The sequence below is a fragment of the Frederiksenia canicola genome, from assembly GCF_011455495.1.
Classification (GTDB): Bacteria; Pseudomonadota; Gammaproteobacteria; order Enterobacterales; family Pasteurellaceae; genus Frederiksenia; species Frederiksenia canicola.
The window spans coordinates 1812031-1838099 of sequence record NZ_CP015029.1 but is presented as its reverse complement, the minus strand read 5'-3'; the positions used below and the strand labels follow the sequence as shown (position 1 = coordinate 1838099).

The window sequence follows — 26069 nt, the reverse complement described above, 5'->3', positions numbered from 1 at the left end:
TGGTAATCAGACCATTTTTTTGAGGTCATTTTCTACTTTAGATGAAGTAGATTTTTATAACTATTTTAATAATACAGGGATATTCAAGTGAAGTTTATCGCAGACTTATTTTCTGAGATGGCACTCTTTGTCATGATGTTAAGCCTTGCAGGAGCAAGTTTATACGGTTTAAATCATCTATTTTGTATCATGTTTGATGTTGAGCATGTTGGTTTATTATTTGAAATCGCACTTTATAGCATTTTTCCCGTGGGATCGATATTAGAGCATTTATACGGTAATCTATCTGATATGCTGAAGTAGTGACAAAAACAGCATCAGAAACATTGTAAAAATTCGCAATCGTCTATTTAGCCAGAGTGTCTGATGTTTTATAATATTGCGATTTTTCCCCTAATTTCCCAACAAAAGAGGTCAACATGAGCAATCCAATTTATAAACGTATTTTGTTAAAACTAAGCGGAGAAGCGTTACAAGGCGATGAAGGTTTTGGTATCGATCCATCTATTTTGGATAGAATGGCGATTGAAATCAAAGAGTTGCTTGAAATGGGCGTTGAAGTTGGCGTAGTGCTTGGGGGCGGAAACTTATTTCGTGGAGCGAAATTAGCAAAAGCAGGGATGAACCGTGTAGTCGGCGACCACATGGGAATGCTTGCTACTGTCATGAACGGCTTGGCAATGCGTGATGCGTTGCATCGTGCCGATGTCAATGCAAAATTGATGTCAGCTTTCCAATTAAATGGCATTTGCGACACTTACAACTGGTCGGAAGCGATCAAAATGTTGCGTGAAAAACGTGTGGTGATTTTCTCAGCAGGAACGGGTAGCCCATTCTTTACTACCGATTCTGCGGCATGTTTGCGTGGTATCGAAATCGAAGCGGACGTCGTATTAAAAGCGACTAAAGTGGATGGCGTTTACGACAAAGACCCAGCGAAAAATGCCGATGCCAAACTCTATAAAACACTCAGCTACGAAGAAGTTATCGACAAAGAGCTACAAGTGATGGACTTAGCCGCATTCACTTTAGCACGCGATCATGGAATGCCAATTCGTGTGTTCAACATGGGGAAAGCAGGTGCATTACGCCAAGTGGTAACGGGTACTGAAGAAGGTACAACGATTTCCTAAGTGCTAAAGAAGAATACTTTTAGGCTGACAAGCGGTCAGATCTGCAAAAAGTTTTGCAAATCTGACCGCTTGTTTTTTTGCAAAACGTAAACAAAAGTTTCCAAAAATGGTCATTAGGAGTATCATAACTGCCTTACAAGCGGTCAGTTTTCGCAAAGGTTTTGCAAAAGGATACGAAATGAGAGTAGCGGTAGATTGTGTGGAACGCATTGGGGTGGCGGAAGATATTTTGAGTCTTTTGGTTGCCCATGGGATCAATTTAGAAGGCATTGAATTGCAAAAATTGCCAGATGATAAAGGCATAGTCTATTTACGTACGGAAATGGTCGATGAAGCGGTACAAATGCAGCTGCAAAAAGCAATCCGCAAAATCGCTGGCGTCACCAAGGTGCAAACCATTCATCATTTGCCGCAAGAACGCAAAAATCTTGAACTGCAAGCGGTGCTAGAAGCCTTGCCGAACCCTGTGCTTTCGCTCGATTTGCAAGGGCGAATTGAATTTGCCAACCAGCAGGCGATCAACACCTTATTGCCGAGCTACAAAAATACCTTGCCGAAACGAAAGCAAGAAGGCTTGCAATCACTTGTCGGCATCCCACTCAACGATATTTTAGTCAATCTCAACAAAACCAAATGGTATGCCGCTTTTCTTGAACAAGGGGCTGTGGCACAACGTAGTACTTTACAGCCGATCTCTTATCCTATCCAATTTAATAGCCAAATGTGGCGGATCGATCTGCTTCCTATTGAATTGTGGGAGACATCTCAAAATCTACCACTTGGTTATGTCGTTGCCTTGCAATCTCAGCAAGCGATGCAGATTGATTTGCATCAATTTATGGCTCACCAGAACAGCGATTTTGACGGTATCATTGCAAAAAGTGCGAAGATGAGACAAGCGGTCGAACAAGCGAAGAAATTTGCTATGTTAAAAGCCCCGCTTTTAATCCAAGGAGAAACGGGTACGGGCAAAGACTTGTTCGCTCAAGCCTGCCATCAATTTAGTTTCCGCCGTGATGAAAAATTTGTGGCAATCAACTGTGCTGGTTTACCAGAGAGCGATGCTGAAAGCGAAATGTTCGGCAGCCACAGCCCTGAGCGAGAAACCGTTGGCTTTTTTGAATACGCTAATGGCGGTACGGTGTTGTTGGATAACGTATCTGAACTTTCTCTGGAAATGCAGGCGAAATTGTTGCGTTTTCTCAACGATGGCGTATTTCGCCGTGTCGGGGAAGATCGCGAAATTGAAGTTGATGTACGAGTGATTTGCACTAGCCAAAAACCGCTGTCGCAGTTGGTGGCGGAAGGTAAAGTACGGGAAGATCTCTACCATCGCCTGAATGTATTGATTTTAAATTTACCGCCGCTTCGTGAACGACAAGGCGATTTGCCACTGTTAGTGGAACACTTTGTCAGTCAAATCAGCTTGCAGTTGGGTATCAGTAAACCAAGCTATGACGAACAATTTATCCGCACCTTGCAAGGCTATCACTGGGCGGGCAATTTGCGTGAGCTTTACAATGCGATCTATCGTGGCTGTTCGTTAGCGGGGAGTCAGTTGCGTGTGGAAGATTTAGACTTGCCAGATGAAATGGTGGTCGATTTACCCACCGCAGCAAATGTAGAGCAGGCCACCTTAGATGAATTAGTGAACAATTTTGAGGCGTCACTTCTTCGCCGTTTCTACGCCGAATACCCTAGCACTCGTAAACTTGCCCAACGCCTAGGTGTATCCCACACCGCCATTGCAAACAAATTAAGACAGCATGGGATTAATAAATGATGGAAAACATTGACACCATACTTGTCCGCAAGTGGGCGAAGGTGAAACTATTAGGCGTTTTGGCAATGTTTCCTTTCTTTGCCCATGCCGCTCCTAAAATCCCTTTACCCTTATTAGAAACCAGCGTGATTTATTGTACTCAAGCGGAAGGCTTTTCATTTAATCCGCAGCGGGCGGATGCAGGCAGTAATATGAATGTAGTGACGGAGCAGATTTTCGATAAATTAGTCGAGTTCGATCCGAATACCAACCGTATTTTGCCAGCGTTGGCGGAGCGGTTTGAATTGAGTGAAGATGGATTGACAATGACTTTTCATTTGCGTCGAAATGTGAATTTTCATCGTACAGCGTGGTTTACCCCTACTCGGCAATTAAATGCAGAAGATGTTGTTTTTTCCTTGAATCGAATGATGGGGAAAAATATGGAATTGAGCGAGCGGAATACGGCGGAGCAAGAGAGTTTAGCTCGTTATCAAATCAACCAACAAATTGCAGAGGCAACACATTTTCCCTATTTTGATAGCACTCGTTTAAAAAATCGAATTGATCGAGTAGTAGCGACGAATCCTTATACGGTGAAAATTCAGCTTTCTGAACCTTATCCTGCTTTGGTCGACCATTTGGCGAGCCAATATGCAGTGATTTTATCTAAGGAGTACGCATTACAGTTAAATGCAGATGAGAATTTACTTCAGCTTGATCGCTTGCCCGTAGGAACAGGGAGCTACCAGGTAGAAAGCTATGTGCAAAACGATCATGTTCGCTTAAAGCCGAATCCAACTTACTGGGGAAAGAGAGCTAAAGTGAAAAATATGATTGTTGATTTTTCGACTTCAGGGACTGGGCGAATGGCAAAATTTTTGAATGGCGAGTGTGACGTTGCCGCATTTCCAGAGCCGAGTCAGCTTTCAATGGCAAAAAAACATAGTGTAGTGAGCCGTAATGTTGGGGCAAACTTAGCTTTTCTTGCGTTTAACGTGCAAAGCCCGAAAATGAAAAATATTGCATTACGAGAACATATTGCTCGGGGCATTAATCGAGGGCGTTTAGTCAGAACGTTATTTTATGGCGGGGCAGAGCGGGCTGATAATGTGCTGCCAAGTGCTTTATTGAGTAATTCTGCTCGTAATGGTTATCCTTATTTGCCACGTCCAATTGGTAAATTATTGGACGGAACTGACCGCTTGCAGCTTTGGGTGGTGGATGAAAAACGCGTGTATAACCCCCATCCGCTTAAAATGGCAGAATTGATCCGAGCCGATCTCGCTCGACTCGGCATTCAGCTCAATGTTCGTCAAGTGAGCCGTGCTTATTTAGTACAACAGTTGGAAAAAAATGAAGCGGATTATGACCTGATTTTAAGTGGTTGGTTGGCCAATAATTTTGATTTAGACAGTTTTCTTTATCCGATTTTAAGCTGTAAGGTACAGCAGTCAGTAACTAATTTATCTAATTGGTGCAATCCAGAATTTGATGCGTTGCTAAATCAGGCACAACTGAGCCAAGATTGGAATGAACAGCGTGAATTATATCGCCAAGCCGAATTACTGTTGCAAAAAGAGTTACCGATCTTACCGCTTGTCAATGCAAATCGTCTTTTATTGGTAAGTGATAAATTGCGTCCAGTACCAATTAGCCATTTTGGACAAGTCAAATTATCCGCAATTGAACGTAAAACAGTTCGTCAGGGAGGTAAATAATGTTGTTAGCCTTTCTACGAAAACTGTTTTTGACCGTTATTACGTTGATCATCTTGTCGGTAATTAGCTATCACATTTTACAGCGAGATCCATTAAATAATTTGACGGACAATGACTTCCAAGCCTATTTGATTTATGTTCAAGCCTTGCTACAAGGTGACTGGGGAATCAGCCACAGTACGGGGGAGCCATTAGCCAAGCAAATTCTGAATGTGTTTCCTGCCACGATTTCACTGTGTCTATCGGCATCGCTGATTTCGTTGATTTTAGGTATTCCATTTGGTTTCTTTTCGGCGACTCAACAACATAATTTGTTGGGAAAAACACTGTCAACGCTTGGCTCGCTCAGCCTGGCTGTGCCTGTGTTTTGGCTAGCTATTTTAGTCATTGCCTATGCAGCGTTAAATCATTGGCAAATTTCTGCTGTAGGGACAATTCACCCAATTTATGCGGTGCAATCTCAAACAGGAGTGACTTTTATTGATATTTGGCTTTCAGAGTCGCCTTATAAACTAAAAATGTTACAAAGTGCGTTACAGCATTTGGCATTACCTGCACTCATTTTAGCAATACCTGCGACGTTGGAAGTGATGCGAATTACCGAGCAACGCACCTTGTATGTGATGAGGCAAAATTATGTCAAAGTCGCCAAAATACGGGGATGGTCGCCGCTTAAAATTTGGTGGATACACATTGTGCGTAACACATTACCGCCTTTAGTTCCCATGATCGCCCGTAATATCACCTTGATTTTTGCTTTTGGAATGTTGATTGAAAATGTGGTTAGTTGGAGTGGTGTAGGGCGTTGGATGATTAACGCACTTGCTGTTCAAGATTATCACGCCATTTCAGTAGGCGTGGTGGCTATCGGGTTATTTGTGTTATTTGTCGATTTATTGGCAAGTTTAATTACAACATTACTCGACCCCTCACAGAAAAAGGACTGGTATGTTAAGTAGCATTAATCGAGATCCTGAACAATTTCGTGAGTCGGCCTATCTCAAACAATTTTGGCTCACTCTACGGCAAGATACCGTTGCCTTAATCAGTGTTTATTTATTTTTAGCTCTCTTGTTTTTGACTATGGCGGGGTATTTGATCGCCCCCTATTCTGCCGATCATCAATTTATTGGTGCAGAGTTGATGCCACCCTCATGGAGTGATAATGGACAAATTAGCCATTTTTTTGGCACAGACGATTTAGGTCGGGATATTTTTAGCCGAATTCTATATGGCTTTTACTATACCGTCGGCTCGGCATTGCTGATTACCTTAGCGATTGCGATTATTGGCGGTATTATTGGCGTTTTGGCGGCAACGAAGAAAAATAGCTCATTTTTTATTCTTAGCCATTTGTTTGATACCTTTTTGTTTACGCCTATTTTGTTGATTGCAATTATTATTGCTACGCTCATGGAAGCCAGTCTCACCAATGCGATGTTAGCCATTTTTCTTGCTATGTTACCCCATTTTATTCACAAAATTTATCAAACCACGCAGCGAGAGTTGAAAAGGGAATATGTTATTACGCTACGATTAGAAGGAGCAACACGAAGTAATTTGATTAAACAAGTTATTTTGCCGAATCTAACGGTGATTGCGGTGAAAGAGTTATCGCATATTTTTGTGATTGCCGTATTGGATATTAGTGCGTTGAGTTTTATTGCACTGGGAGCATCTAGCCCAACGCCAGAATGGGGGGCGATGATTCGAGATTCTATGGAGTTGATTTACATTGCACCCTGGACAGTCATTTTGCCTGGAATGGCGATCGTGTTTGTGATCCTCATCATCATTATGCTTGGTAATGGTGTGGTGAGAGTACTAGAGAAATATCGGTATTAGTAGGGTGGGCCAAGCCTCGCCTATAAAAATAGGAAAACACAATGGCACTTCTAGATATTCGCCATTTAAGTATTGAAATTGATACGCCTACAGGGCGAATTAAAATGGTCGATGACATCAATTTAACACTTGATGAAGGCGAAATTTGCGGTTTAGTGGGTGAGTCGGGATCGGGCAAGAGTCTGATTGCGAAAGTGATCTGCGGGCTGGAAAAGGAAGAGTGGATTGTTACAGCGGATCGTTTTCGTTTTAATGAGGTGGAGTTGCTCAAGCTTTCGCCTTATCAACGTCGTAAAAAAGTGGGAGATCAAATTTCGATGATTTTTCAAGATCCACTTTCTTGTCTCGATCCAAGTTTACCTATTGGCAAGCAGTTGATTCAAACCATTCGTTTTAAAGGCAAGTTTTGGCAATGGTTTGGTTGGAAGAAACGCCGAGCGATTGAGTTATTACACCGAGTGGGGATTAAAGATCATAAAGACATCATGCGAAGCTACCCAAGTGATATGACCGAAGGTGAAGCTCAAAAAGTCATGATCGCGATGGCAGTGGCGAATCAGCCCCGTTTACTTGTTGCTGATGAACCGACCAATACGATGGAAGCGACAACACAGTTGCAAGTGTATCGTCTATTATCGAGTATGAATAAAAACCTTGGTACGTCGATTATTTTAGTCAGCAACGATATGTTGAGTATTCAGAAATGGGTGGATTCTTATAATGTGTTGTACTGCGGGCAAACCGTTGAAATCGCCAGTAAAGAAACCATTATGGAAACACCATATCACCCTTACACTTCGGTGCTGTTGCATAGCGTACCAGACTTCTCTCAACCGTTGCCGTTTAAAAGTAAATTAAATACGCTAAAAGGTTCTGTGCCGATGTTGCAGCAGATGCCGATTGGTTGTCGGCTTGGTCCTCGTTGCCCTTTTGCACAGAAAAAATGTGTGGTCAAGCCACCGTTACGCAAGTTCCGTCAACACGAGTTTGCCTGCCATTTCCCAATTAACTTCCGTGAACAAAATTTGCTGAAAAAAGAAGAGTTTACCCCCGTGGTGGTGGCTGAAATGAACGAAACAAGCGGTTAGATTCGCCGAAAGTTTTGCAAATCTTTATGCTCTTGTCCGATTGGAGTGAAGCAGAGTGGTTTTGTAGATTAATTCAGTGATGGTCTGTGCCTGCATTTTCTGCATTAAATTCGCTCGGTGCACTTCCACCGTTCGTACTGATATATTTAGCTGCTCCGCAATTTGGCGATTAATATAGCCTTTGAGTAATAGCGTCAGAATATCCAACTCTTTGGCACTTAATTGGATATAACACTGCTCAATTTGGTAACGCTCATAGTTTGTTTGGGTGATCTCACTGGCGGCATTTAAGGCGGCTTGAAGCTGTGAAAATTTGACTGGTTTTTGCAGAAAATCAACGGCACCTTGTTTTAGTTCTTGCACCGCCATGGGCACATCCGCGTGGGCTGTCATAATAATCACTGCAAGGGTGCTATGTTGTTGGCGGAGATATTGATGCACTTGTTTTCCATCTAGTTGTGGCATTTTCATATCCAGTAGAACAATGCCTTGCTCATAGAGTGCCACTTGTTCCACAAATTGTTGGCTGCTTGACCATGTTTTGACTTTGTGTCCCGTCTGTTCCAAGAGAAAAGACGCAGAATCTAAGATTGTCATATCGTCATCGACAAGATGAATTAGCATATTTCCTCCTTGGTAATAGGTAACGTTAATGAAATTTCTGCCCCAGATTGATCGGAACGATTATTTAAACGAATATCTCCCCCTACACGTTGAATCAGCCGCTGGCAGAGAACTAATCCTAAACCGAGCCCATTTGGCTTACGGGTACGAAAAGGTACAAAAGGAAATTGCAATTCTTCGGGGCTAAATCCTGTGCCATTATCGATCAGCTGAATGTGTACTCGGCTACCTTGTGGCATGGCGATAATTTGAATTTCTGTCGCCCCTGCTTGGATGGCATTTAAGATGCAATTACACAGAATTTGCTCCAGTAATGTCGGTTTTATGGCAACAAAGATGTTATCAGTACAAGTGAGGTGAATCCGACATTGGTTTTTCGGTTTATGTGAAATAAATTGAATCACCCTGTGTAATAAGGATTTCAGTTCAACAGATTCGGTATTTTCTTCACTTTTGCCTTTCGTCCAATTAAGCAAATTTCGAATAATATCGGCACTGCGATCAACTTGTACTAAGGTTTTATCTACTATTTCAAGGGTTTTCGCTGACGTCGATTGATTTACTAATTGCTGTTGCATGCCTTCTAAATACATTCTAATCGCTGCCAGCGGTTGGTTGATTTCGTGAGCAATCCCTGCACTCATTTCACCTAAAATAGCGAGTCGATCCGCTTGGATCAACTGCTGTTCATACTGTTGCATCTCTTGATAAGCTCGCTTCAAGGCTTGGCTTTTGCGATGAATTTGCAAACTAATCCATAAATAGTTGAGAAATAATAAGAGAATAATACTCAGAATGGCAATTTTATGCTGTTCTAACCAGTATTTTACGTTGTCCCATACGCGTTGTTTTGGGTGCTTATAAAGTTGGCGTAAGAGTTCATCGGCTTGGCTAGTTGAGTGCGGAGGCGTCCATTGCGGTAAATGATCAGGAATTTCACTTAATAACTTTGTGACTATTTTTGATGCTAATTCAGTGGGGACTTGTGGCATTGCGGCTAATGACCAATTGGGGAGAAGTTCTGTGCTGGCGAGACAACCAAGATCGTTTTCCTTACCGCCTAGCAAACGGAAATTTTCGGCTTTAATTGCCCCTTCTTGAACCAGTTCTTCGAAGATACAGACGGGAACAATCGCTGCATCGACTTTCTTTTCTTGTAATAAGAGCAACGTGTTATCGACAGGAAAGCCAGTAAACACTAAGTTAAAATCTTGATGCTCAATTAAGCCTTGCTGATAGAGCTCGTTATAGCCGAGTAGAAATCCACCAAAAGCATGCTGACCCACAGCACTGATTCGCTGATGTTTGAGATCTCGGAGCGTATAAAACGGGCTGTCTTGCCGAACAAAAATGGCACTGCCAATTCGCTCAGTGCTGTCTCGAGTTATTTGACGGGGCGATTTTAAAGTAACAAGCCAACGTACTTCATTACTATTTAAATAAAAAAATTGAGCTTGGTTCGATAAGATGAAGTCGATCGGATTAGCTCGCTCTTCGGCTAAATCATTTAAGTTGAGCGTGATTAACGAAAATTGGTGATGTGGGGCGAACTGTTGATTTAGCCAGTCAATCCAAGGCTGCCAAGTTGCGTGAGTTTGTGCGATACCACGTTGAGCAAGCACACCGATTTGCCACTGCTGAGCGAATAGCAGTGTCGGAATCACACTGAATAACAATATCAATAGGTTAGCTAACTGGCGACACAGTTTCACATTTATTTCCTTTTTTTGATAGAAATCAATTTACCTTGTTGTGTATGTGGAAAACCACAATGGTTTTCTAATGTAGCTTGCTTAACAATACGTGAAAAAGTGTGATGACACAATAAATTGATGTTCGTGAATGAAAAGGAGCATTGTAATGCAAATCAGTAAGCGAGTTTTTTTGAAAAATTTATCTGCATTAACGGTGGGACAAGCCGTTATTCCGTTTAGCCAAGCTGAAACGCAGTTTCAACCAGCCAGACGAGATGGCGATGAAAAGCACCGTTATGCGATGTTAGTCGATTTACGGCGTTGTATCGGCTGCCAATCTTGCACTGTAAGTTGTTCGGTAGAAAACCATTCGCCGTTGGGTGAATTCCGCACTACAGTGCGTCAATATGAAGTCACAGATGGTAACCAAGTGGTCAATAATGTGTTATTGCCGCGTTTGTGTAACCATTGTGATAATCCACCTTGTGTGCCAGTCTGCCCCGTTCAAGCGACATATCAACGTAAAGATGGCATTGTTGTCGTCAATAATGAGCGTTGTATTGGCTGTGCTTATTGTGTCCAAGCCTGTCCTTACGACGCCCGTTTTATCAATGAAGAAACGAAAACCGCAGACAAATGCACATTCTGTACACATCGTTTAGAAGTAGGACTGCTTCCTGCTTGTGTTGAAAGCTGTGTGGGTGGGGCGAGAATTATTGGTGATCTTGCGGATCCAAACAGCACGATCAGCAAAATGGTTAAGGCGTTCAAATCTGAGTTAAAGGTATTAAAACCAGATGCAGGTACGATTCCACACGTGTTCTATTTAGGTCTTGATCAAGCGTTTGTTGATCAAGTGGATGGGCAACCAATGCTTTGGCAAGGTATGGAGGCAAGATGATGACTATTCGAGAAATTTTAGTTGAGCCACAAGCAATCGCTTGGCTTCCTTGGGCGGTTAGTTATTTTTTCTTTATTGGTTTAGCCTTTTCGTTTGTCTTTGTTGGGCTATTGATTTCACGTATTGAAAAGAATTTACGGCACGAGTTTATTGCCATTAGCTTGGGATTCATTTGTGCCATTGTAGCACCTGTCGCCTTGACGGCTGACTTGCATCAACCTAGCCGAATTGCAAATTTTTACCTGAATCCGACCGCTTGGTCTTGGATGGCATGGGGTGCACTGTTTTTACCGCTATTTACTATGGCGGTTGGTGGCTATTTTCTCTGTGTGTTACGTCAAACCATTGAGCCACAACGTTTACCGAAATGGCTGCAAATTTGCTATTGGGGCAAATTGAATATGGATAGATGGACAAATGTATTCAGACTATTGTCCTTACTCTTTTCTGGGCTGATCTTGCTTTATACCACCATGGAAGTTTTTGCAGTAGAAGCAAGACCGTTGTGGCATCACTATTGGTTAATGCCATTAATATTATTCAGTGTGTTACCGACTGCATTATATGTTTGTCGAGTATGTGTTCACTGGTTTGGAACAGGACAAGTTGGCGACTGGTATCAACGTTTAAGCCTTGTTAGTTTAGTGGTGTTTATCGGTTGTTTAATCGGATTATATCTGTCCAGCCCACAGGCCGCTAAACAGTTACACCAACTTTGGTATTTCAGTGATTTACCACTTTTACTCTGTTTCTGTTTAGCCAGTTTGATCTTGTTAATGATGCTGCCGATCAATCGCTCATCAGCAATGTTGACCGTCATTATTGCCCTTCTTTTTACTTGGCTATTCCGTTGGGTGTTATTAATTCAAGTGCAAAGTGTCGCCAAATATAATGCGTTGATGAATCCTTATCACCTTACTTGGCAGATTGATGGTGCTATTGGCATTTTATCGGTATTTAGTTTATGGATTTTTATTAGCGTTATCTTTTGGCATCTCTTTTCTCAAGGGCTGGTATCGCAACACCGTGTAGGGGGAAATCATGAATAACCAACGTCGAAATTTATTAAAAGGTAGTTTAGCTTTAGGCTCCGCTGCGGCATTTGTTGCGGGCTATTCACCAAAAGTAAAAGAAATTGCCACAGGGCTTATTAACGGCACGTCGGGCGAAAAAACCAAAGATAATATTAACGGAAATTCACTTACCCCAGAGTATCAAGTGAAAAATGGACAACTACTTAGCAACAGCCAACAAGTGGTATGCAATACCCAATGTATGGGGTGCTGGACATTATGTGGACTACGCGTGAGGGTCGATTTGGAACAGAATAAGGTTTTACGGATTAACGGCAATCCTTATCACCCCCTATCATCGGATCACTACCTTGATTTTAACCAACCGATTCATCAAGCAGAATTGAGCGTGGCAGGTGAGAGCGGCTTAGAAAATCGTTCCACGGCTTGTGCAAGGGGGGCTGCCTTTTTAGATGGCATTAACAGCCCTTATCGCATCACCCAACCATTAAAACGAGTTGGAAAACGGGGCGAAGGGAAATGGCAAACCATTAGTTTTGAACAGCTGATTGATGAGGTAGTAAACGGTGGTGATCTATTTGGTGAAGGGCATGTCGATGGCTTGAAAGCCATTCGAGACTTACAAACACCAGTCGATAGTGCTCACCCTGATTTTGGCTCGAAAGCGAATCAATTGATGGTGACTTTTGCAGGACCAGAAGGTCGTCAGCCATTACTAAAACGCTTTGCTAATAATAGCTTTGGCACAATCAACTTTGCTTCACACGGCTCATTCTGTGGGCTTTCATATCGTGCCGGTTCTGGTGCCTTTATGAACGATTTTGTGAATAACTCACACGCCAAACCAGACTGGGATCATGCCGAATTTATTCTGTTTATGGGCACATCGCCAGCACAAGCGGGCAACCCATTTAAACGCCAAGCCCGTCAATTAGCTAAACAGCGTAGTGAGGATAACTTTGATTATGTTGTCGTGGCACCACGTTTAGAACTGACTTCAAGTGCCTCGTTAAAAAATAACCGCTGGGTTCCCATTATTCCTGGAACAGACTTATCCTTAGCTTTAGCAATGTTACGCTGGATTATTGAAAACGAACGCTTCAATGCCGATTATTTACGGATACCAAGCGAACAAGCGATGCAGCAAAGTAACGGCGTGAGTTTTTGTAATGCCACTCACTTATTTATTGCGGAACCAACCCATAAACGCTATGGACAAGCGGTCAGATCCCACGATATTTTTGCAATGGATGTGCCTGAAAAACCCGCTGATGGCGAGATTGTGGTGAAAGATATGGCAACAGGTAAATTTGTTGCAGCTAAAGAGAGCCTTGCAGCAGAGCTATTTGTGCAAGAACCCATCACCTTGTTAAATGGTGAACAGGTTTTAGTCAAATCTGCTTTGCAACTGTTTAAAGAGTCTTGTTTTGAGCATAGCCTTGAAACTTACGCTGAACAATGTGGTGTGCCTGTGGAAACTATTATCCAACTGGCCAAAGAATTTACGTCCCACGGACATCGAGCTTCCGTAGTGACTCACGGCGGTACGATGCACAGTAATGGATTTTATACCGCTTGGGCGATTTTACTTCTCAACGCCATGGTTGGAAATATGAATAAAAAAGGCGGAATGAGTATGAGCGGTGGAAAATTCAAAGACTTTGGCGGCGGACCTCGCTATGATCTCGCGAATTTTCCGAATATGGTGAGCCCAAAAGGTACCAACCTTGCCCGTAGTAAAAAAGCGTATGAAAAATCGAGCGAGTTTAAGCAAAAAGTTGAACAGGGCGTTTCTCCTTATCCAGCTAAAGCCGCGTGGTATCCGTTTGTTGGTGGGCAAATGTCAGAGATGATCACATCGGCATTGCAAGGCTACCCTTATTCTTTGAAAGCGTGGATCAACCATATGGGAAATCCGTTATACGGTATGACAGGGATTCACCATATTACCGACAGCAAATTGCGAGATCCTAAGATTCTCCCGCTGTTTATTTCCATTGATGCGTTTATGAATGAAACAACCGCTTTAGCGGATTATATCGTTCCCGACACGCACAACTTTGAAAGTTGGGGGTTTAGTACCCCTTGGGCGGGCGTGCCGACCAAAACGTCGACAGCACGTTGGCCTATAGTGCAATCACCAAATGCGAAAACCGCACAAGGAGAAACGATCTGCATGGAAAATTTTATCATTTCACTTGCGAAAGCGATGTCGCTCCCCGGTTTTGGCGAAAATGCGATTGCAGATAAACAAAAAAATAGCTATGCGTTAGATCGTGCCGAGGACTTTTTCCTACGTGCTGCAGCAAATATTGCCTATGATGGCAAAGAGCCTGTACCAGATGCATTAAAAGAAGATCTGCTATTGACCGGTGTGCAGCGTTTAATGCCGAGTTTTGAACGTTGTTTAAAACCTGAAGAAGTGTTAAAAGTTGCCAATGTGTACTGCAAAGGTGGTCGTTTTGCCCCCTATAAAACCGCTTGGAAAGAAGACAACATGGCGGTGCACTGGAAAAATTGCCTGCAAATTTGGAATGAAGCGGTTGCCAAAGCAAAACATGCCCAAACAGGTAAAGCCTATCATGGTTGTCCACGTTATTTTGAACCACAATTTGCCGACAATAGCAGAGTGGAAAGCCGTTATCCGACAAGCGAATGGCCGTTTAAATTAGTCTCTTTTAAGTCCAATTTAATGAGCAGTATCACCGCACCTTTATTGCGATTACATAGTATTAAACCAAACGGGATGATTGCCATGAACCAACAAGATGCCAAAGAGCATCATATTCAGCATGGTGATTTGATCCTGCTTTCTACCCCAGGTGGACAGGCGGATAATGTGCAAGTGATGGTGATTGATGGAGTGGTGAAAGGCACCATTGCAATTGAACATGGCTACGGTCACAAGCAGCTCGGTGCCGAAAGCTACCACATTGATGGCGTTGAAATTCAAGGGCATTCCCAAATCCAACGTGGCGTGAATATCAATGATCTTGGTCTGCTAGATGATACTAAAGAAATCACGTCCCCTTGGGTGGATTGGGTCTGTGGTTCCGCGGTTCGGCAAGGCATTCCAGCGAAAATTGTAAAACTGAGCTCAATATAGTTAGACGCTGAAAAGACAAGCGGTCATTTCCAAGACATGTTTTGCACATCCAATGACAGCCATACACTTGCAAAATTTTGTGCGAAAGTGACCGCTTGTGGTTACAAAAAGGATTTCTGCTCTTGCAGCAGTTGCTCAAAAAATTCAATTGCCACTCGCACCTTCGGTGAGAGAAAACGGCGGTGCGGATAGAGCAGGCTGATGTCGAGCTGTGCTTGATCAACATGGTGCAAAATCGGGACTAGCTCACCACTTGCTAATTCATCTTTAAGTAAAAATTTGGGGATATTGATCACGCCCAATCCAGCTTTGGCCATTTGTACCAACGCATAACCGTTATTGCTCAGCACTTGGCTTTGTGGCTTAAATTTAATCTGATGACCGTTCTCGTTAAACTGCCAAACGGGTTGGCTTTCATAGACTAGACATTGATGCTGCTCAAGTTCTAAAGCCGTGATAGGTTCGCCATATTTGGCTAAATAATCAGGCGATGCCACAACCAGATACCTTGCTTGGGCGATACGTTTTGCCACGATGGAACTGTCTTCCAATTTGCCAATTCGCAGCACTAAATCATAACCTTCCGCCACCACATCTACACGACGATCGGTAAAATCTAAATTAAGCTGTAAATGTGGATATTGCTGGGTGAACTGGCTCAAAAACGGAGCGATAAAGCGGGAGCCAAAATCCATCGGCACTGACATCGTGAGCTTACCTTGCAAACTGGACGTGATGTTCGTTACGCAGGCCTCTGCTTCTTTGAGTTCATTTAAAATCGGCAAACAGCGTTGATAAAACAGCAAGCCTGCTTCTGTCGGAGTGATTTTTCGAGTGGTACGTTGCAGCAAACGAACATTGAGATGATCTTCTAACTGTGCCACTAATTTGCTCGCCATCGCCAATGAAATTTGGCTTTGCTGTGCTGCTTGGGTGAAACTTTGGGTTTCCACCACTTTGCAAAAGAGATTGATTGCGTGAAGTTTGTCCATGAGTTTTCCGTTTTATGAAATAAATTCTGCCGCCACTGGCGGGGGAAGGTGTTGAGCGTAGCGAAACCGACGGGGACAAAAGCCAAGCTCAAACGCAAGTTTTTGTCCTTACGAACAAGAGCCGAATTGGTAAGGAGGAGACAATTCAAATTTTGCTATTGTCTTTTCCGCCAAGCCTTGCTATTGTTGAACGCATTTTATTTTAATTCAAACCAAATATAAACCAATATGAAATAATTTTTGGTTTATTTCTTTTATTATTTCTACTTTTTTAGGTGTTTCAATGGGAAAATCGTTAGTTATCGTCGAGTCGCCAGCTAAAGCTAAAACAATCAATAAATATCTCGGCGGTGATTTTGTGGTGAAGTCGAGCGTGGGACATATTCGTGATTTGCCAACCAGCGGTGGTGAAAAAGAGAAAAGCGAAAAAGCGAAGCCCGTTTCCACCCGTGGGCTGAGTGCGGAAGAAAAAGCCAAAGTCAAAGCGGAAAAAGATCGACAGGCATTGGTAAAACGGATGGGGATCGATCCTTATCATCAGTGGAAAGCACACTACGAAATTTTACCTGGTAAAGAAAAGGTGGTGTCTGAACTGAAATCGCTGGCGAAAAAAGCGGACCACATCTATCTCGCGACCGACTTGGATAGAGAAGGGGAAGCGATTGCTTGGCATTTGCGGGAAGTGATCGGCGGCGACGATGAGCGTTTCAGCCGTGTGGTGTTTAATGAAATCACCAAAAATGCGATCAAACAAGCTTTTGAGAAACCTGAACAGCTCAATATGGACCGCGTAAATGCCCAACAAACTCGCCGCTTTTTAGATCGGGTAGTGGGCTTTATGGTGTCACCATTGCTATGGAAAAAAGTGGCTCGAGGCTTATCAGCCGGTCGAGTGCAATCGGTAGCTGTGAAGTTGTTGGTGGAGCGTGAGCGTGAAATCAAAGCTTTCCAACCTGAGGAATTTTGGCAAATCTTAGCGAAAACCACGGCAAAAAATGGCGGTTTAAATCTGGATTTAACCCACTACAAAGGCAAAAAATGGTCAGCCCAGAATCAAAAACAGGCGATGAAAGCCGTCGAGTTTTTGCAACATTCTGCATTTGTGGTCAGCGAAATCGACAAAAAACCGACTTCATCTAAAGCAAAAGCCCCATTTATTACCTCGACTTTACAGCAAACCGCCAGTACCCGTTTAGGCTTTAGTGTGAAGAAAACGATGATGTTGGCTCAACGCTTGTATGAAGCAGGCTACATCACTTATATGCGTACCGACTCCACCAATTTAAGCCAAGATGCGTTATCCATGGCTCGTGGTTATATTGAGAATGTCTTCGGTGAAAAATATCTGCCGAGTAAGCCGAATTTCTACGCCAGCAAAGAGAAAGCACAGGAAGCACACGAAGCGATTCGTCCGTCTGATGTGCGAGTGACAATGCAAGATCTCAAAGGCATGGAAAAGGATGCTGAGCGATTATATGACTTGATTTGGCGGCAGTTTCTTGCCTGCCAAATGACTGCGGCAGAATATGACTCCACCAGTTTGACTATCACCGCAGGCGATTATGAACTGAAAACCAAAGGGCGAGTATTACGTTTTGACGGTTGGACAAAAGTGTTACCAATTCAAAGCAAAACAGCGGAAGATCAAGAGTTACCTGAAGTCTCACTTCATGAAACCTTGACGCTCAACGAAATTGTGCCAAGCCAACATTTCACCAAACCACCAGCTCGTTATTCTGAAGCGGCATTGGTAAAAGAGTTAGAAAAACGAGGCATTGGTCGTCCTTCGACCTATGCGGCGATTATTTCGACTATTCAAGAACGTGGCTATGTGCGAGTAGAAAATCGCCGTTTCTATGCGGAAAAAATGGGCGAGATCGTTACCGATCGTTTAGATGAATCCTTCAAAGATTTAATGAACTACGATTTTACCGCCAATATGGAAGATGTACTTGATCAAATCGCATCAGGCAATGTGAATTGGAAAGACGAACTCAATCGCTTCTTTGCCGATTTCTCGGAGAAGCTGACCACCGCTGAGCTGGATGAATTAGAAGGAGGAATGCGTCCGAATAATTTGGTAGAAACGGATATTGATTGTCCAACTTGTGGTCGAAAAATGGCAATTCGTACCGCTAGCACAGGCGTATTTTTAGGTTGTACAGGCTATGCGTTGCCACCGAAAGAGCGTTGCAAAACCACGATAAACTTGATTCCAGAAGCGGAATTACTCAATGTATTAGATGAAGATTCAGAAACGAATGCGTTAATGATGCGTAAACGCTGTCCGAAATGCGATACGGCGATGGATAGTTATGTAATTGATCCACAACGTAAAATTCATATTTGTGGGAACAACCCAAATTGTGATGGTTATCTGATCGAACAAGGTTCATTCAAGATCAAAGGATATGATGGTCCGATTGTTGAATGCGATAAATGCGGAGCGGATATGCACCTGAAACTGGGTCGTTTCGGCAAATATATGGGTTGCACTAACTGTGACAATACCCGCAAAATTCTTAAAAACGGCGAGGTTGCCCCGCCACGGGAAGAGCCGATCCATTTTCCTGAGCTGAAATGTGAAAAGTCTGATGCTTATTTCGTGTTGCGTGATGGTGCGAGCGGCGTATTTATGTCTGCCCATAATTTCCCGAAATCGCGAGAAAGCCGTGCTCCAAAAGTGACAGAACTCACAAAATACCGTGAGCGTTTACCAGAGAAATTGCAATATCTAGCCGATGCACCACAGTTTGATCCTGAAGGTAATGAAGCGATTATCCGCTTCAGCCGTAAGGAAAAACGCCAGTATGTGACTTCGGAAAAAGATGGCAAAGCGACCAAATGGATTGTCGATTACTTAGACGGTAACTGGGTAGAACGCAAGAAGTAATAACAAACGGCACGAGAAACGTGCCGTTTATTTTTGCAAAAAATGAGACGGAACTGACCGCTTGCAAGCGGTCAGTTTCAAGCAACATTTTACAAATCGGTTTTCTCTTTATATTCGCACAAATCTTCAATAATGCAGGAGCCACAGCGTGGTTTGCGGGCAATGCAAGTGTAGCGGCCGTGTAAAATCAGCCAGTGGTGTACATCTACCTTAAATTCATCGGGCACCACTTTCAGCAATTTTTCTTCGACTTTCACCACATCTTTACCCGGAGCGAAGTTGGTACGGTTGGAAACACGGAAAATATGGGTATCCACCGCAATAGTCGGCTGTCCAAACGCGGTATTCAGCACCACATTGGCCGTTTTTCGTCCCACGCCAGCTAAGGCTTCTAGTTCTTCTCGAGTTTGTGGTACTTCACCGTTATGTTTTTCGATTAAATCCCGACAGGTTTTGATGATGTTTTCTGCCTTGCTGTTAAAGAGTCCGATGGTTTTGATATATTCTTTCAACCCATCAACTCCCAAGTCTAAAATTGCCTGCGGTGTATTGGCAACAGGGTAAAGTTTGGCGGTCGCTTTATTTACCCCCACATCGGTAGCTTGTGCGGATAAGATCACGGCAATTAACAGTTCAAAAGGAGAGTTATAGTTTAATTCAGTCGTTGGATGCGGGTTCTCATTGCGTAAGCGAGTGAGAATTTCAACTCGTTTCTGTTTATTCATAAATGTTTAAAATGGTAAAAAAGTAAGGAAAAGTGGCCGCTTGTATGGAGATTAAAATGAAAAATAGCCCTGATCCCACAACATTTTTGCGACCATAATTAAAGAGATAGTAACAATTAAAGGGCGAATAAGCTGTTTACCTTTAGTGACAACCAACCTTGCGCCAATATTGCCCCCGATAAATTGCCCAGCCATCATCACTAAGCCAACTTTCCACAAGATTGCACCACCTAACATAAAGAAAATGAGTGAAGCAATATTTGAGGTAAAGTTAAGGACTTTGGCGTGTGCCACACTCTTGGTCAGATTAAAGCCAAGTAATAATACAAAAGCGAGCGTAAAAAATGAGCCTGTCGCAGGACCGAACATGCCGTCATAAAAGCCAATGCCTACTGCTGCAGTAAAGGCAAACAGAGTATAGCTGATTCGCTGTTGGCGATCTTGATCGTTAAGGGTTTTACTAAATAGGAAATAGCCTGCGATGACTAAGATCAGAAAAGGTAATAAGGCGTTAAGTTGGCTAACATCAAGTAATTGAACGAAGATCGTCCCACCGGCTGCCCCTATAAAAGTCAGCAAAATTAATAGCCAAATTTGCTTGAGTGAAACCGCTTTTTTGCGGATAAAATAGAGAGACGCAGAGAATGAGCCACCGCAGGCTTGCAGTTTATTGGTTCCTAATGCCATTGTCGGCGGAACGCCGACAGCAAGTAGGGCTGGAATAGTAATTAAACCGCCGCCACCTGCAATGGCATCAAGGGTTCCTGCAAACATGGCGATGAAAAAGAGTAGCAAGAGAATTTCAATACTAAAGCTCATGAATTTATTTCCTATTGATGATGAATAATCATCTCATCACGATGAAGAGCTACCGAACCAAATTCATAGCCGAGTAAGCGTTCAATTTCACTGGATTTTTTACCTTTAATCAGATTTAAGGCTTCACTGTTATAACGTGTAATGCCTAATGCTAACAATTTTGCATTTTCGTTGAGAATTTTGACTACTTCGCCACGGGCAAACTGCCCTTTGACTTGTGTTATGCCTGCAGGTAGGAGTGATTTGTACTGACTAACTAACGCTGTTTCAGCTCCGCGATCAATCACAATGTCCCCTACTGGTGCAGCCCCGAACAACCACTGTTTGCGACCTTCAATTTTGTCGCTTTGAGCGAGAAAACGAGTGCCGATTTCTGCCCCTTGGGCGAGTGCTACGATCACATTGGGATGATCGCCCGAAGCAATCAGCGTCTCCACCCCTGAACGTGTAGCGATTTCAGCAGCTAATACTTTGGTCGCCATACCGCCCGTGCCTTGAGCTGTACCACTTCCACCTGCCATTTGATGAATTTCAGGTGTGATTTTTTCGACTATCGCCAAGCGTTTTGCATTCGGATTTTTACGCGGGTCGCTATCAAACATCGCCGTTTGGTCCGTGAGCAAATAAAGTTGTTCCGCTTCAGCTAGAATCGCCACTAATGCCGACAAGTTGTCATTATCGCCAATGCGAAATTCGGCTGTTGCTACCGCATCATTTTCATTGATGATTGGGATAATTTGTTGGTCGAGTAGTGCGGTGAGGGTATCGCGTGCGTTCAAAAAATGTTCTTTATTTTCAATATCAGCACGGGTTAATAGCATTTGCCCAATTTTGATGTTGTAAATTGAAAACAGGCTTTCCCACACTTGAATCAGCTGGCTTTGTCCGACTGCTGCGAGAAGTTGCTTGCTGGCGAGCGTTTTTGGCAGTTCGCGGTGATTGAGATAATCCCGCCCTGCCGCAACGGCCCCCGATGAAACAACCACGATTCGCCTACCTTGTTGGTGTAACGTCGCAATTTGTTTGACGATTTCTAACATATGTGGGCGGCTCAAACTTTTTGAACCGTGGGTGAGCGTGCTAGTGCCGAGTTTAATGACAATCGTTTTAGACATAAATGGGTAAAATTGAGAAGAAATTAGTGGCTATTATCTGCTAGAATCCCTTCATTTCAAAGGAGAATCTCATGATTAGTATCATTGTCGCACGAACTTTAAATCACGTAATTGGTAAAGATAATGCGATGCCGTGGCATTTGCCGGTGGATTTGGCGTGGTTTAGAGCAAATACGGTCGGAAAACCTGTGATTATGGGGCGGAAAACTTACGAATCTATTGGGAGATTGCTACCTAAGCGTCCAAATATTATTTTATCTCGCTCTGGCTTTGCCGTTGAAGGGGCTTATTCGGCAGAGAGCCTCGAACAAGCGGTCAGTTTGGCGAAAAGTTTTACAAATGTGGGCGAAATCATGATTATTGGCGGGGGAGAACTCTTTAAGCAAGCCATGCCAATCGCAGAAAAGTTATACCTTACGGAAATTCAAGCCAATATTGATGGTGATACTTTTTTCGAGTTTGATGAAAATAATTGGAAACTGATTCAAGAGCAATTTTCAGATGTCGATGAGCAAAATGTGTATCCTTGTCGTTTTATGGTGTTAGAAAAATCGTAAACAAGCGTCAAAAATATGGAGTAAAACGTTTCGAATTGACTTCTTTTTGAGCGAATAGCTCAAAAAACTGTGATGAAATTCACAAAAAGCTAACATTTTACTTTCTTATTTACATTTTCTTAATAGAATGGCACCCCCTACAAGTTATGTGGGATCGTTATCTTTAGTATTTAAAATTTATGGAGTGCCAAAATGGCTCTGTTTCTCAGTATTTTTCCCATCGTATTATTGATTTACCTTATGGTAAAACGTAATGCACTGCCTTCTTATGTTGCATTGCCGTGGATTGCTGCGGTGGTGTTAATTATTCAATTAGCCTTCTTCGGCACTGATATTCAAACCGTAAGTGCGAATATTATGGCGGCGTTGATCGATGTTCAAACACCAATCACCGTTATTTTTGGTGCAATTCTTTTCAACCGCTTTTCAGAAGTTTCAGGGGTAACCAACACATTGCGTAAATGGTTAGGTACCATCAATCCAAATCCAGTGGCTCAAATTATGATTATTGGTTGGGCGTTTGCATTTATGATTGAAGGGGCGAGTGGTTTTGGTACACCTGCTGCAATTGCGGCACCAATTTTAGTGGGATTAGGTTTCCACCCATTAAAAGTGGCCATGTTAGCGTTAGTGATGAACTCTGTGCCCGTATCATTCGGTGCGGTAGGTACACCTACGTGGTTTGGATTTGGTGCATTAAAATTAACGGAAAGCCAAATTTTAGAAATCGGTTCAATGACGGCGACCATTCATGCGTTCGCTGCATTAGTGATTCCAGTGATGGCGTTACGTTTAATTGTGTCTTGGGATGATATTCGTAAAAACTTACCTTTCATCTATATCAGTATTTTCGCTTGCGTTGTGCCATATTTCTTCTTAGCTCAAGTCAACTATGAGTTTCCATCATTAGTGGGTGGGGCGATCGGTTTATTGCTCTCTATTTTTGTTGCTAACAAAGGCATTGGTTTAGCGAAAGTTGAGAATACTTTAGAGGGTTCTCAAGTGAGCAAAGGTGAAGTGATCAAAGCATTATTTCCAACAGGACTATTGATTGCGATCTTGATCATTACCCGTATCAAACAGTTACCATTCAAAGCGATGATGAACGATGCGACATCTTGGGTAAGTGCACAAATCGGTTCATTGGGTACCTTTGATATCAGTAACGGTTTAATTTTCAGCCTGAAAAACATTTTCGGAACAACCATTAATGCAAGCTATAAATTACTTTATGTGCCTGCGTTAATTCCATTCGTGGTGACGGTTTTAATCGCAATTCCAGTTTTTGCGGTATCAGCAAGCAAAGCGAAAGATGTCTTTGCGGGCAGCTTTAAACAAACTCGTAATCCATTCTTTGCCCTTGTCGGTGCATTGATTATGGTGAAATTAATGTTAGTGGGTGGCGATGGCTCGATGGTGAAAATTATCGGCAAGAGCTTTGCAGAAGCCACTGGTCAATACTGGACACTATTTGCGTCTTACTTAGGTGCGGTAGGGGCATTCTTCTCTGGCTCAAATACGGTATCTAACTTAACCTTTGGTAGCGTGCAGTTATCAACTGCTGAATTAACCGGCTTATCAGCCAGTTTAGTATTGGCATTGCAATCTGTTGGTGGAGCAATGGGTAACATGGTGTGTATCAACAACATCGTTGCAGTAAGCTCAGTATTAAATATGCAAAACCAAGAAGGTACAATCATTAAGAAAACGGTTGTGCCAATGATTGTTTACGGCATTATCGCAGCGGTAGTTGCACTGACAATTATTCCAATTTTCTTTAATGTTTAACGTTTTCGAGCCATTATTTTAAAGCTCAACAAGCGGTCAGATCTTGCAAAAGTTTTGCAAAATCTGACCGCTTATTTCAGTATTTTTATTTACCTATTTTCATTTTTTGTTTTCATCGTTGGAGTTTTTTATGAACGTCAATCTTTACGTCACCTGTATTGCCGATGTGGTGAAGGCAGGGGTGGCAAAGCATACCGTGCTGTTGTTAGAAAAGCTCGGTTGCCAAATCACCTTTCTTGAAAAACAAGGCTGTTGTGGACAGCCTGCGATAAACAGTGGTTACACTAAACAAGCCCTGAGTGGTATGAAAAATTTAGTGGAAACTTTTGAAGTGAACGATTATCCCATCGTTGCTCCCGCAGGATCTTGCGTATATGCGATCAAAAATTACCCTGAATATTTTGAGCGTTTTGGTGAAAGCCAATGGGCCGCACGTGCGAAAAAAATCGCTGATCGTTTTTATGATTTAACCGATTTTATCGTCAACGTGCTTGGTGTGACCAATGTTGGTGCCACCTTAACGGGCAAAGCAGTCTACCACCCCTCTTGCAGCTTATTTCGCAAACTCGGCATTGTTGATGAGCCATTAAAGCTCTTACAAAACGTAAAAGGATTAGAAGTAATGCCAATTCATAACCAGCAAACTTGCTGCGGTTTTGGGGGGACTTTCTCGGTCAAAATGGCAGAGATTTCGGGTGAAATGGTGACTGAAAAAGTGAAAAACATCAGCGAAGTTGAGCCAGAATATCTGATCGGTGCGGATGTGAGTTGCTTATTAAATATCGGCGGTCGTTTAAGTCGTGAAGGCAAAAAGGTGAAAGTGATGCACATTGCCGAAGTGTTGATGCAGGGGGAGAAATAGCATGTCATTAAAAACCAGCAACCTTGCATTTAAAAAACGGGTCGATAACCAGATCCAAAACGAAATGATGCGTAAAGCATTAATTAAAGCCCAGGAAACTATCGGTGCAAACCGTCAAAAAATGGTTGATGAACTTGGAAACTGGGAAGAGTGGCGTGATCTCGCCAAGCAAATTCGTAATCACGTGCTTGCCAATCTTGATGCGTATTTGTATCAATTAAGCGAAAAAGTTCAACAAAATGGCGGTAAAGTCTTTTTTGCAGAAACGGCTGAAGAAGCGACAGCTTATATTCGCCAAGTAGCATTAGAAAAAAATGCCAAGAAAATCGTTAAGTCTAAATCGATGGTAACCGAAGAAATCGGTTTGAATGAAGTCCTTGAGAAAGAAGGAATGAAAGTTGTTGAAACAGATTTAGGTGAATATTTATTGCAAATTGTGGGCGATAAACCATCGCATATCGTTGTACCTGCGATCCATAAAGATCGTTACAAAATCCGCCAAGAGTTGCACGATGCCGTGGGCTACCAAGGCAGCGAACAGCCTGAAGAGATGAATGCATTCGTGCGTAAAGTATTACGTCAAGATTTCTTGGAAGCAGATATCGGCATCAGTGGCTGTAACTTTGCAGTGGCAGAAACTGGTTCGGTCTGCTTAGTCACCAACGAAGGTAACTTGCGTTTAGCCACCACCGTGCCAAAAACGCATATCGCTGTAATGGGTATGGAGCGTTTAGCTCCAACATTCCAAGAAGTTGATGTATTGATTACGATGCTTGCTCGCAGTGCTGTGGGGGCGAAATTAACGGCTTATAACACTTGGCTCACTGGCCCACGTCTTGAAGGCGAAACAGACGGCCCTGAAGATTTCCATCTAGTGATTGTGGATAACGGACGTTCTAAAATTTTAGAAAGTGAATTCCAAGAAGTTTTACGTTGTATCCGCTGTGGGGCTTGTTTGAATACTTGCCCAGCCTACCGCCAAATCGGTGGCCACGGTTATGGCTCTATCTACCCAGGTCCGATCGGTTCGGTGATTTCACCCTTATTGGGTGGCTATGAAGAGTTCAAAGAATTGCCATACGCTTGCTCATTATGTACCGCTTGTAATTCCGTTTGCCCAGTGAAAATTCCATTGGCTCAACTGATTTTAAAACACCGCGAACATATTGCAGAAAGTGGAATGACGCCCGCGCTTGAACGCTTGTCAATCTTCGGCTTTACCTTTGCGAACTCACACCCAACCTTGTGGAAAGTGGGGGTAAACATTGGGGCGAAAGTTGCAAGCAAATTGATCAAAAACGGCAAAGCACCGCTTGAAATTGGTGCCTTAGGCGAATGGACCAAAGCCCGTGATTTACCATCGGCTGAGGGAGAAAGTTTCCGCGAATGGTTTAAGAATAGAGGGTAGTG

The 26069-nt window shown here is 42.9% G+C and carries 21 protein-coding genes; 15 read left to right on the top strand and 6 right to left on the bottom strand.

Going from position 1 to position 26069, the window contains the following annotated elements; genetic code table 11:
• Window positions 1-117 precede the first annotated feature (117 nt).
• The 7 genes from A4G17_RS08820 to A4G17_RS08790 all read left to right on the top strand — a co-directional run bounded on the left by A4G17_RS08820 (window position 118) and on the right by A4G17_RS08790 (window position 7549).
• Window positions 118-303, top strand: coding sequence for a hypothetical protein (locus A4G17_RS08820; protein ID WP_165894273.1), 186 nt, complete (start codon window positions 118-120; stop codon window positions 301-303).
• 116 nt (window positions 304-419) lie between these two features.
• Window positions 420-1133: a UMP kinase gene (gene pyrH, locus A4G17_RS08815; RefSeq protein ID WP_123955957.1), complete on the top strand. Its 714-nt coding sequence runs from the start codon at window positions 420-422 to the stop codon at window positions 1131-1133.
• A gap of 814 nt (window positions 1134-1947) precedes the next feature.
• The gene (locus A4G17_RS10315; protein WP_418886408.1) at window positions 1948-2916 is read left to right on the top strand and encodes a sigma 54-interacting transcriptional regulator; all 969 of its coding nucleotides are present in this window, start codon (window positions 1948-1950) and stop codon (window positions 2914-2916) included.
• A complete protein-coding gene (locus A4G17_RS08805; protein WP_418886389.1) occupies window positions 2913-4616 on the top strand; it encodes an ABC transporter substrate-binding protein in 1704 nt (567 codons plus the stop codon). The genes A4G17_RS10315 and A4G17_RS08805 overlap by 4 nt, the downstream gene beginning before the upstream one ends.
• Window positions 4616-5575 carry an ABC transporter permease gene (locus tag A4G17_RS08800; RefSeq protein ID WP_123955959.1) on the top strand — a complete coding sequence of 320 codons (960 nt, stop codon included), beginning with the start codon at window positions 4616-4618 and terminating at the stop codon, window positions 5573-5575. The genes A4G17_RS08805 and A4G17_RS08800 overlap by 1 nt, the downstream gene beginning before the upstream one ends.
• A complete protein-coding gene (locus tag A4G17_RS08795) occupies window positions 5565-6461 on the top strand; it encodes an ABC transporter permease subunit (RefSeq protein ID WP_123955960.1) in 897 nt (298 codons plus the stop codon). Before A4G17_RS08800 ends, A4G17_RS08795 begins: the two co-directional genes overlap by 11 nt.
• Window positions 6462-6502: 41 nt before the next feature.
• Window positions 6503-7549 carry a peptide ABC transporter ATP-binding protein gene (locus tag A4G17_RS08790; RefSeq protein WP_123955961.1) on the top strand — a complete coding sequence of 349 codons (1047 nt, stop codon included), beginning with the start codon at window positions 6503-6505 and terminating at the stop codon, window positions 7547-7549.
• A gap of 24 nt (window positions 7550-7573) precedes the next feature.
• Here the strand turns inward: A4G17_RS08790 and A4G17_RS08785 are convergent, their stop codons facing one another.
• Both A4G17_RS08785 and A4G17_RS08780 read right to left on the bottom strand, forming a co-directional pair.
• On the bottom strand, window positions 7574-8173 hold the full coding sequence (locus A4G17_RS08785; RefSeq protein WP_123955962.1) for a response regulator: 600 nt from the start codon (window positions 8171-8173) through the stop codon (window positions 7574-7576).
• A complete protein-coding gene (locus tag A4G17_RS08780) occupies window positions 8167-9885 on the bottom strand; it encodes a sensor histidine kinase (protein WP_236941005.1) in 1719 nt (572 codons plus the stop codon). Before A4G17_RS08780 ends, A4G17_RS08785 begins: the two co-directional genes overlap by 7 nt.
• Before the next feature lie 148 nt (window positions 9886-10033).
• Between A4G17_RS08780 and ttrB the strand changes: the two genes are divergently transcribed.
• From ttrB to A4G17_RS08765, 3 genes are read left to right on the top strand one after another with little or no spacing between them, the layout of a single operon-like run.
• Window positions 10034-10768 carry a tetrathionate reductase subunit TtrB gene (ttrB, locus tag A4G17_RS08775; RefSeq protein ID WP_123955963.1) on the top strand — a complete coding sequence of 245 codons (735 nt, stop codon included), beginning with the start codon at window positions 10034-10036 and terminating at the stop codon, window positions 10766-10768.
• Window positions 10765-11817, top strand: coding sequence for an NrfD/PsrC family molybdoenzyme membrane anchor subunit (gene nrfD / locus A4G17_RS08770; RefSeq protein WP_236941004.1), 1053 nt, complete (start codon window positions 10765-10767; stop codon window positions 11815-11817). The genes ttrB and nrfD overlap by 4 nt, the downstream gene beginning before the upstream one ends.
• Window positions 11810-14908 (top strand): tetrathionate reductase subunit A, encoded by a 3099-nt coding sequence (locus tag A4G17_RS08765; RefSeq protein WP_123955964.1) that lies wholly within the window; start codon window positions 11810-11812, stop codon window positions 14906-14908. The genes nrfD and A4G17_RS08765 overlap by 8 nt, the downstream gene beginning before the upstream one ends.
• A gap of 101 nt (window positions 14909-15009) precedes the next feature.
• Here A4G17_RS08765 and A4G17_RS08760 read toward each other — a convergent pair whose 3' ends face one another.
• Complete coding sequence (locus tag A4G17_RS08760) at window positions 15010-15900, bottom strand: LysR family transcriptional regulator (protein ID WP_123955965.1); 891 nt, start codon at window positions 15898-15900, stop codon at window positions 15010-15012.
• Window positions 15901-16183: 283 nt separating this feature from the next.
• Here A4G17_RS08760 and topA point away from each other — a divergent pair, with 283 nt between their 5' ends.
• On the top strand, window positions 16184-18793 hold the full coding sequence (topA, locus tag A4G17_RS08755; RefSeq protein ID WP_123955966.1) for a type I DNA topoisomerase: 2610 nt from the start codon (window positions 16184-16186) through the stop codon (window positions 18791-18793).
• Window positions 18794-18882: 89 nt separating this feature from the next.
• Here topA and nth read toward each other — a convergent pair whose 3' ends face one another.
• The 3 genes from nth to proB are packed head-to-tail and all read right to left on the bottom strand — an operon-like array spanning window position 18883 to window position 21452.
• Window positions 18883-19518, bottom strand: a complete 636-nt coding sequence (gene nth, locus A4G17_RS08750) for an endonuclease III (RefSeq protein ID WP_123955967.1) — start codon at window positions 19516-19518, stop codon at window positions 18883-18885.
• Window positions 19519-19569: 51 nt separating this feature from the next.
• The gene (locus A4G17_RS08745) at window positions 19570-20337 is read right to left on the bottom strand and encodes a TSUP family transporter (protein ID WP_123955968.1); all 768 of its coding nucleotides are present in this window, start codon (window positions 20335-20337) and stop codon (window positions 19570-19572) included.
• 11 nt (window positions 20338-20348) lie between these two features.
• Window positions 20349-21452 (bottom strand): glutamate 5-kinase, encoded by a 1104-nt coding sequence (gene proB, locus A4G17_RS08740; RefSeq protein WP_123955969.1) that lies wholly within the window; start codon window positions 21450-21452, stop codon window positions 20349-20351.
• Window positions 21453-21523: 71 nt separating this feature from the next.
• Here proB and folA point away from each other — a divergent pair, with 71 nt between their 5' ends.
• From folA to A4G17_RS08720, 4 genes are all read left to right on the top strand, one after another.
• Window positions 21524-22009, top strand: coding sequence for a type 3 dihydrofolate reductase (gene folA / locus A4G17_RS08735; RefSeq protein ID WP_123955970.1), 486 nt, complete (start codon window positions 21524-21526; stop codon window positions 22007-22009).
• A gap of 192 nt (window positions 22010-22201) precedes the next feature.
• A complete protein-coding gene (locus A4G17_RS08730) occupies window positions 22202-23797 on the top strand; it encodes a lactate permease LctP family transporter (protein ID WP_123955971.1) in 1596 nt (531 codons plus the stop codon).
• 130 nt (window positions 23798-23927) lie between these two features.
• Window positions 23928-24659, top strand: coding sequence for a (Fe-S)-binding protein (locus tag A4G17_RS08725; RefSeq protein WP_123955972.1), 732 nt, complete (start codon window positions 23928-23930; stop codon window positions 24657-24659).
• A 1-nt stretch (window position 24660) separates the two neighbouring features.
• The gene (locus tag A4G17_RS08720) at window positions 24661-26067 is read left to right on the top strand and encodes a LutB/LldF family L-lactate oxidation iron-sulfur protein (RefSeq protein ID WP_123955973.1); all 1407 of its coding nucleotides are present in this window, start codon (window positions 24661-24663) and stop codon (window positions 26065-26067) included.
• Window positions 26068-26069: the final 2 nt, after the last annotated feature.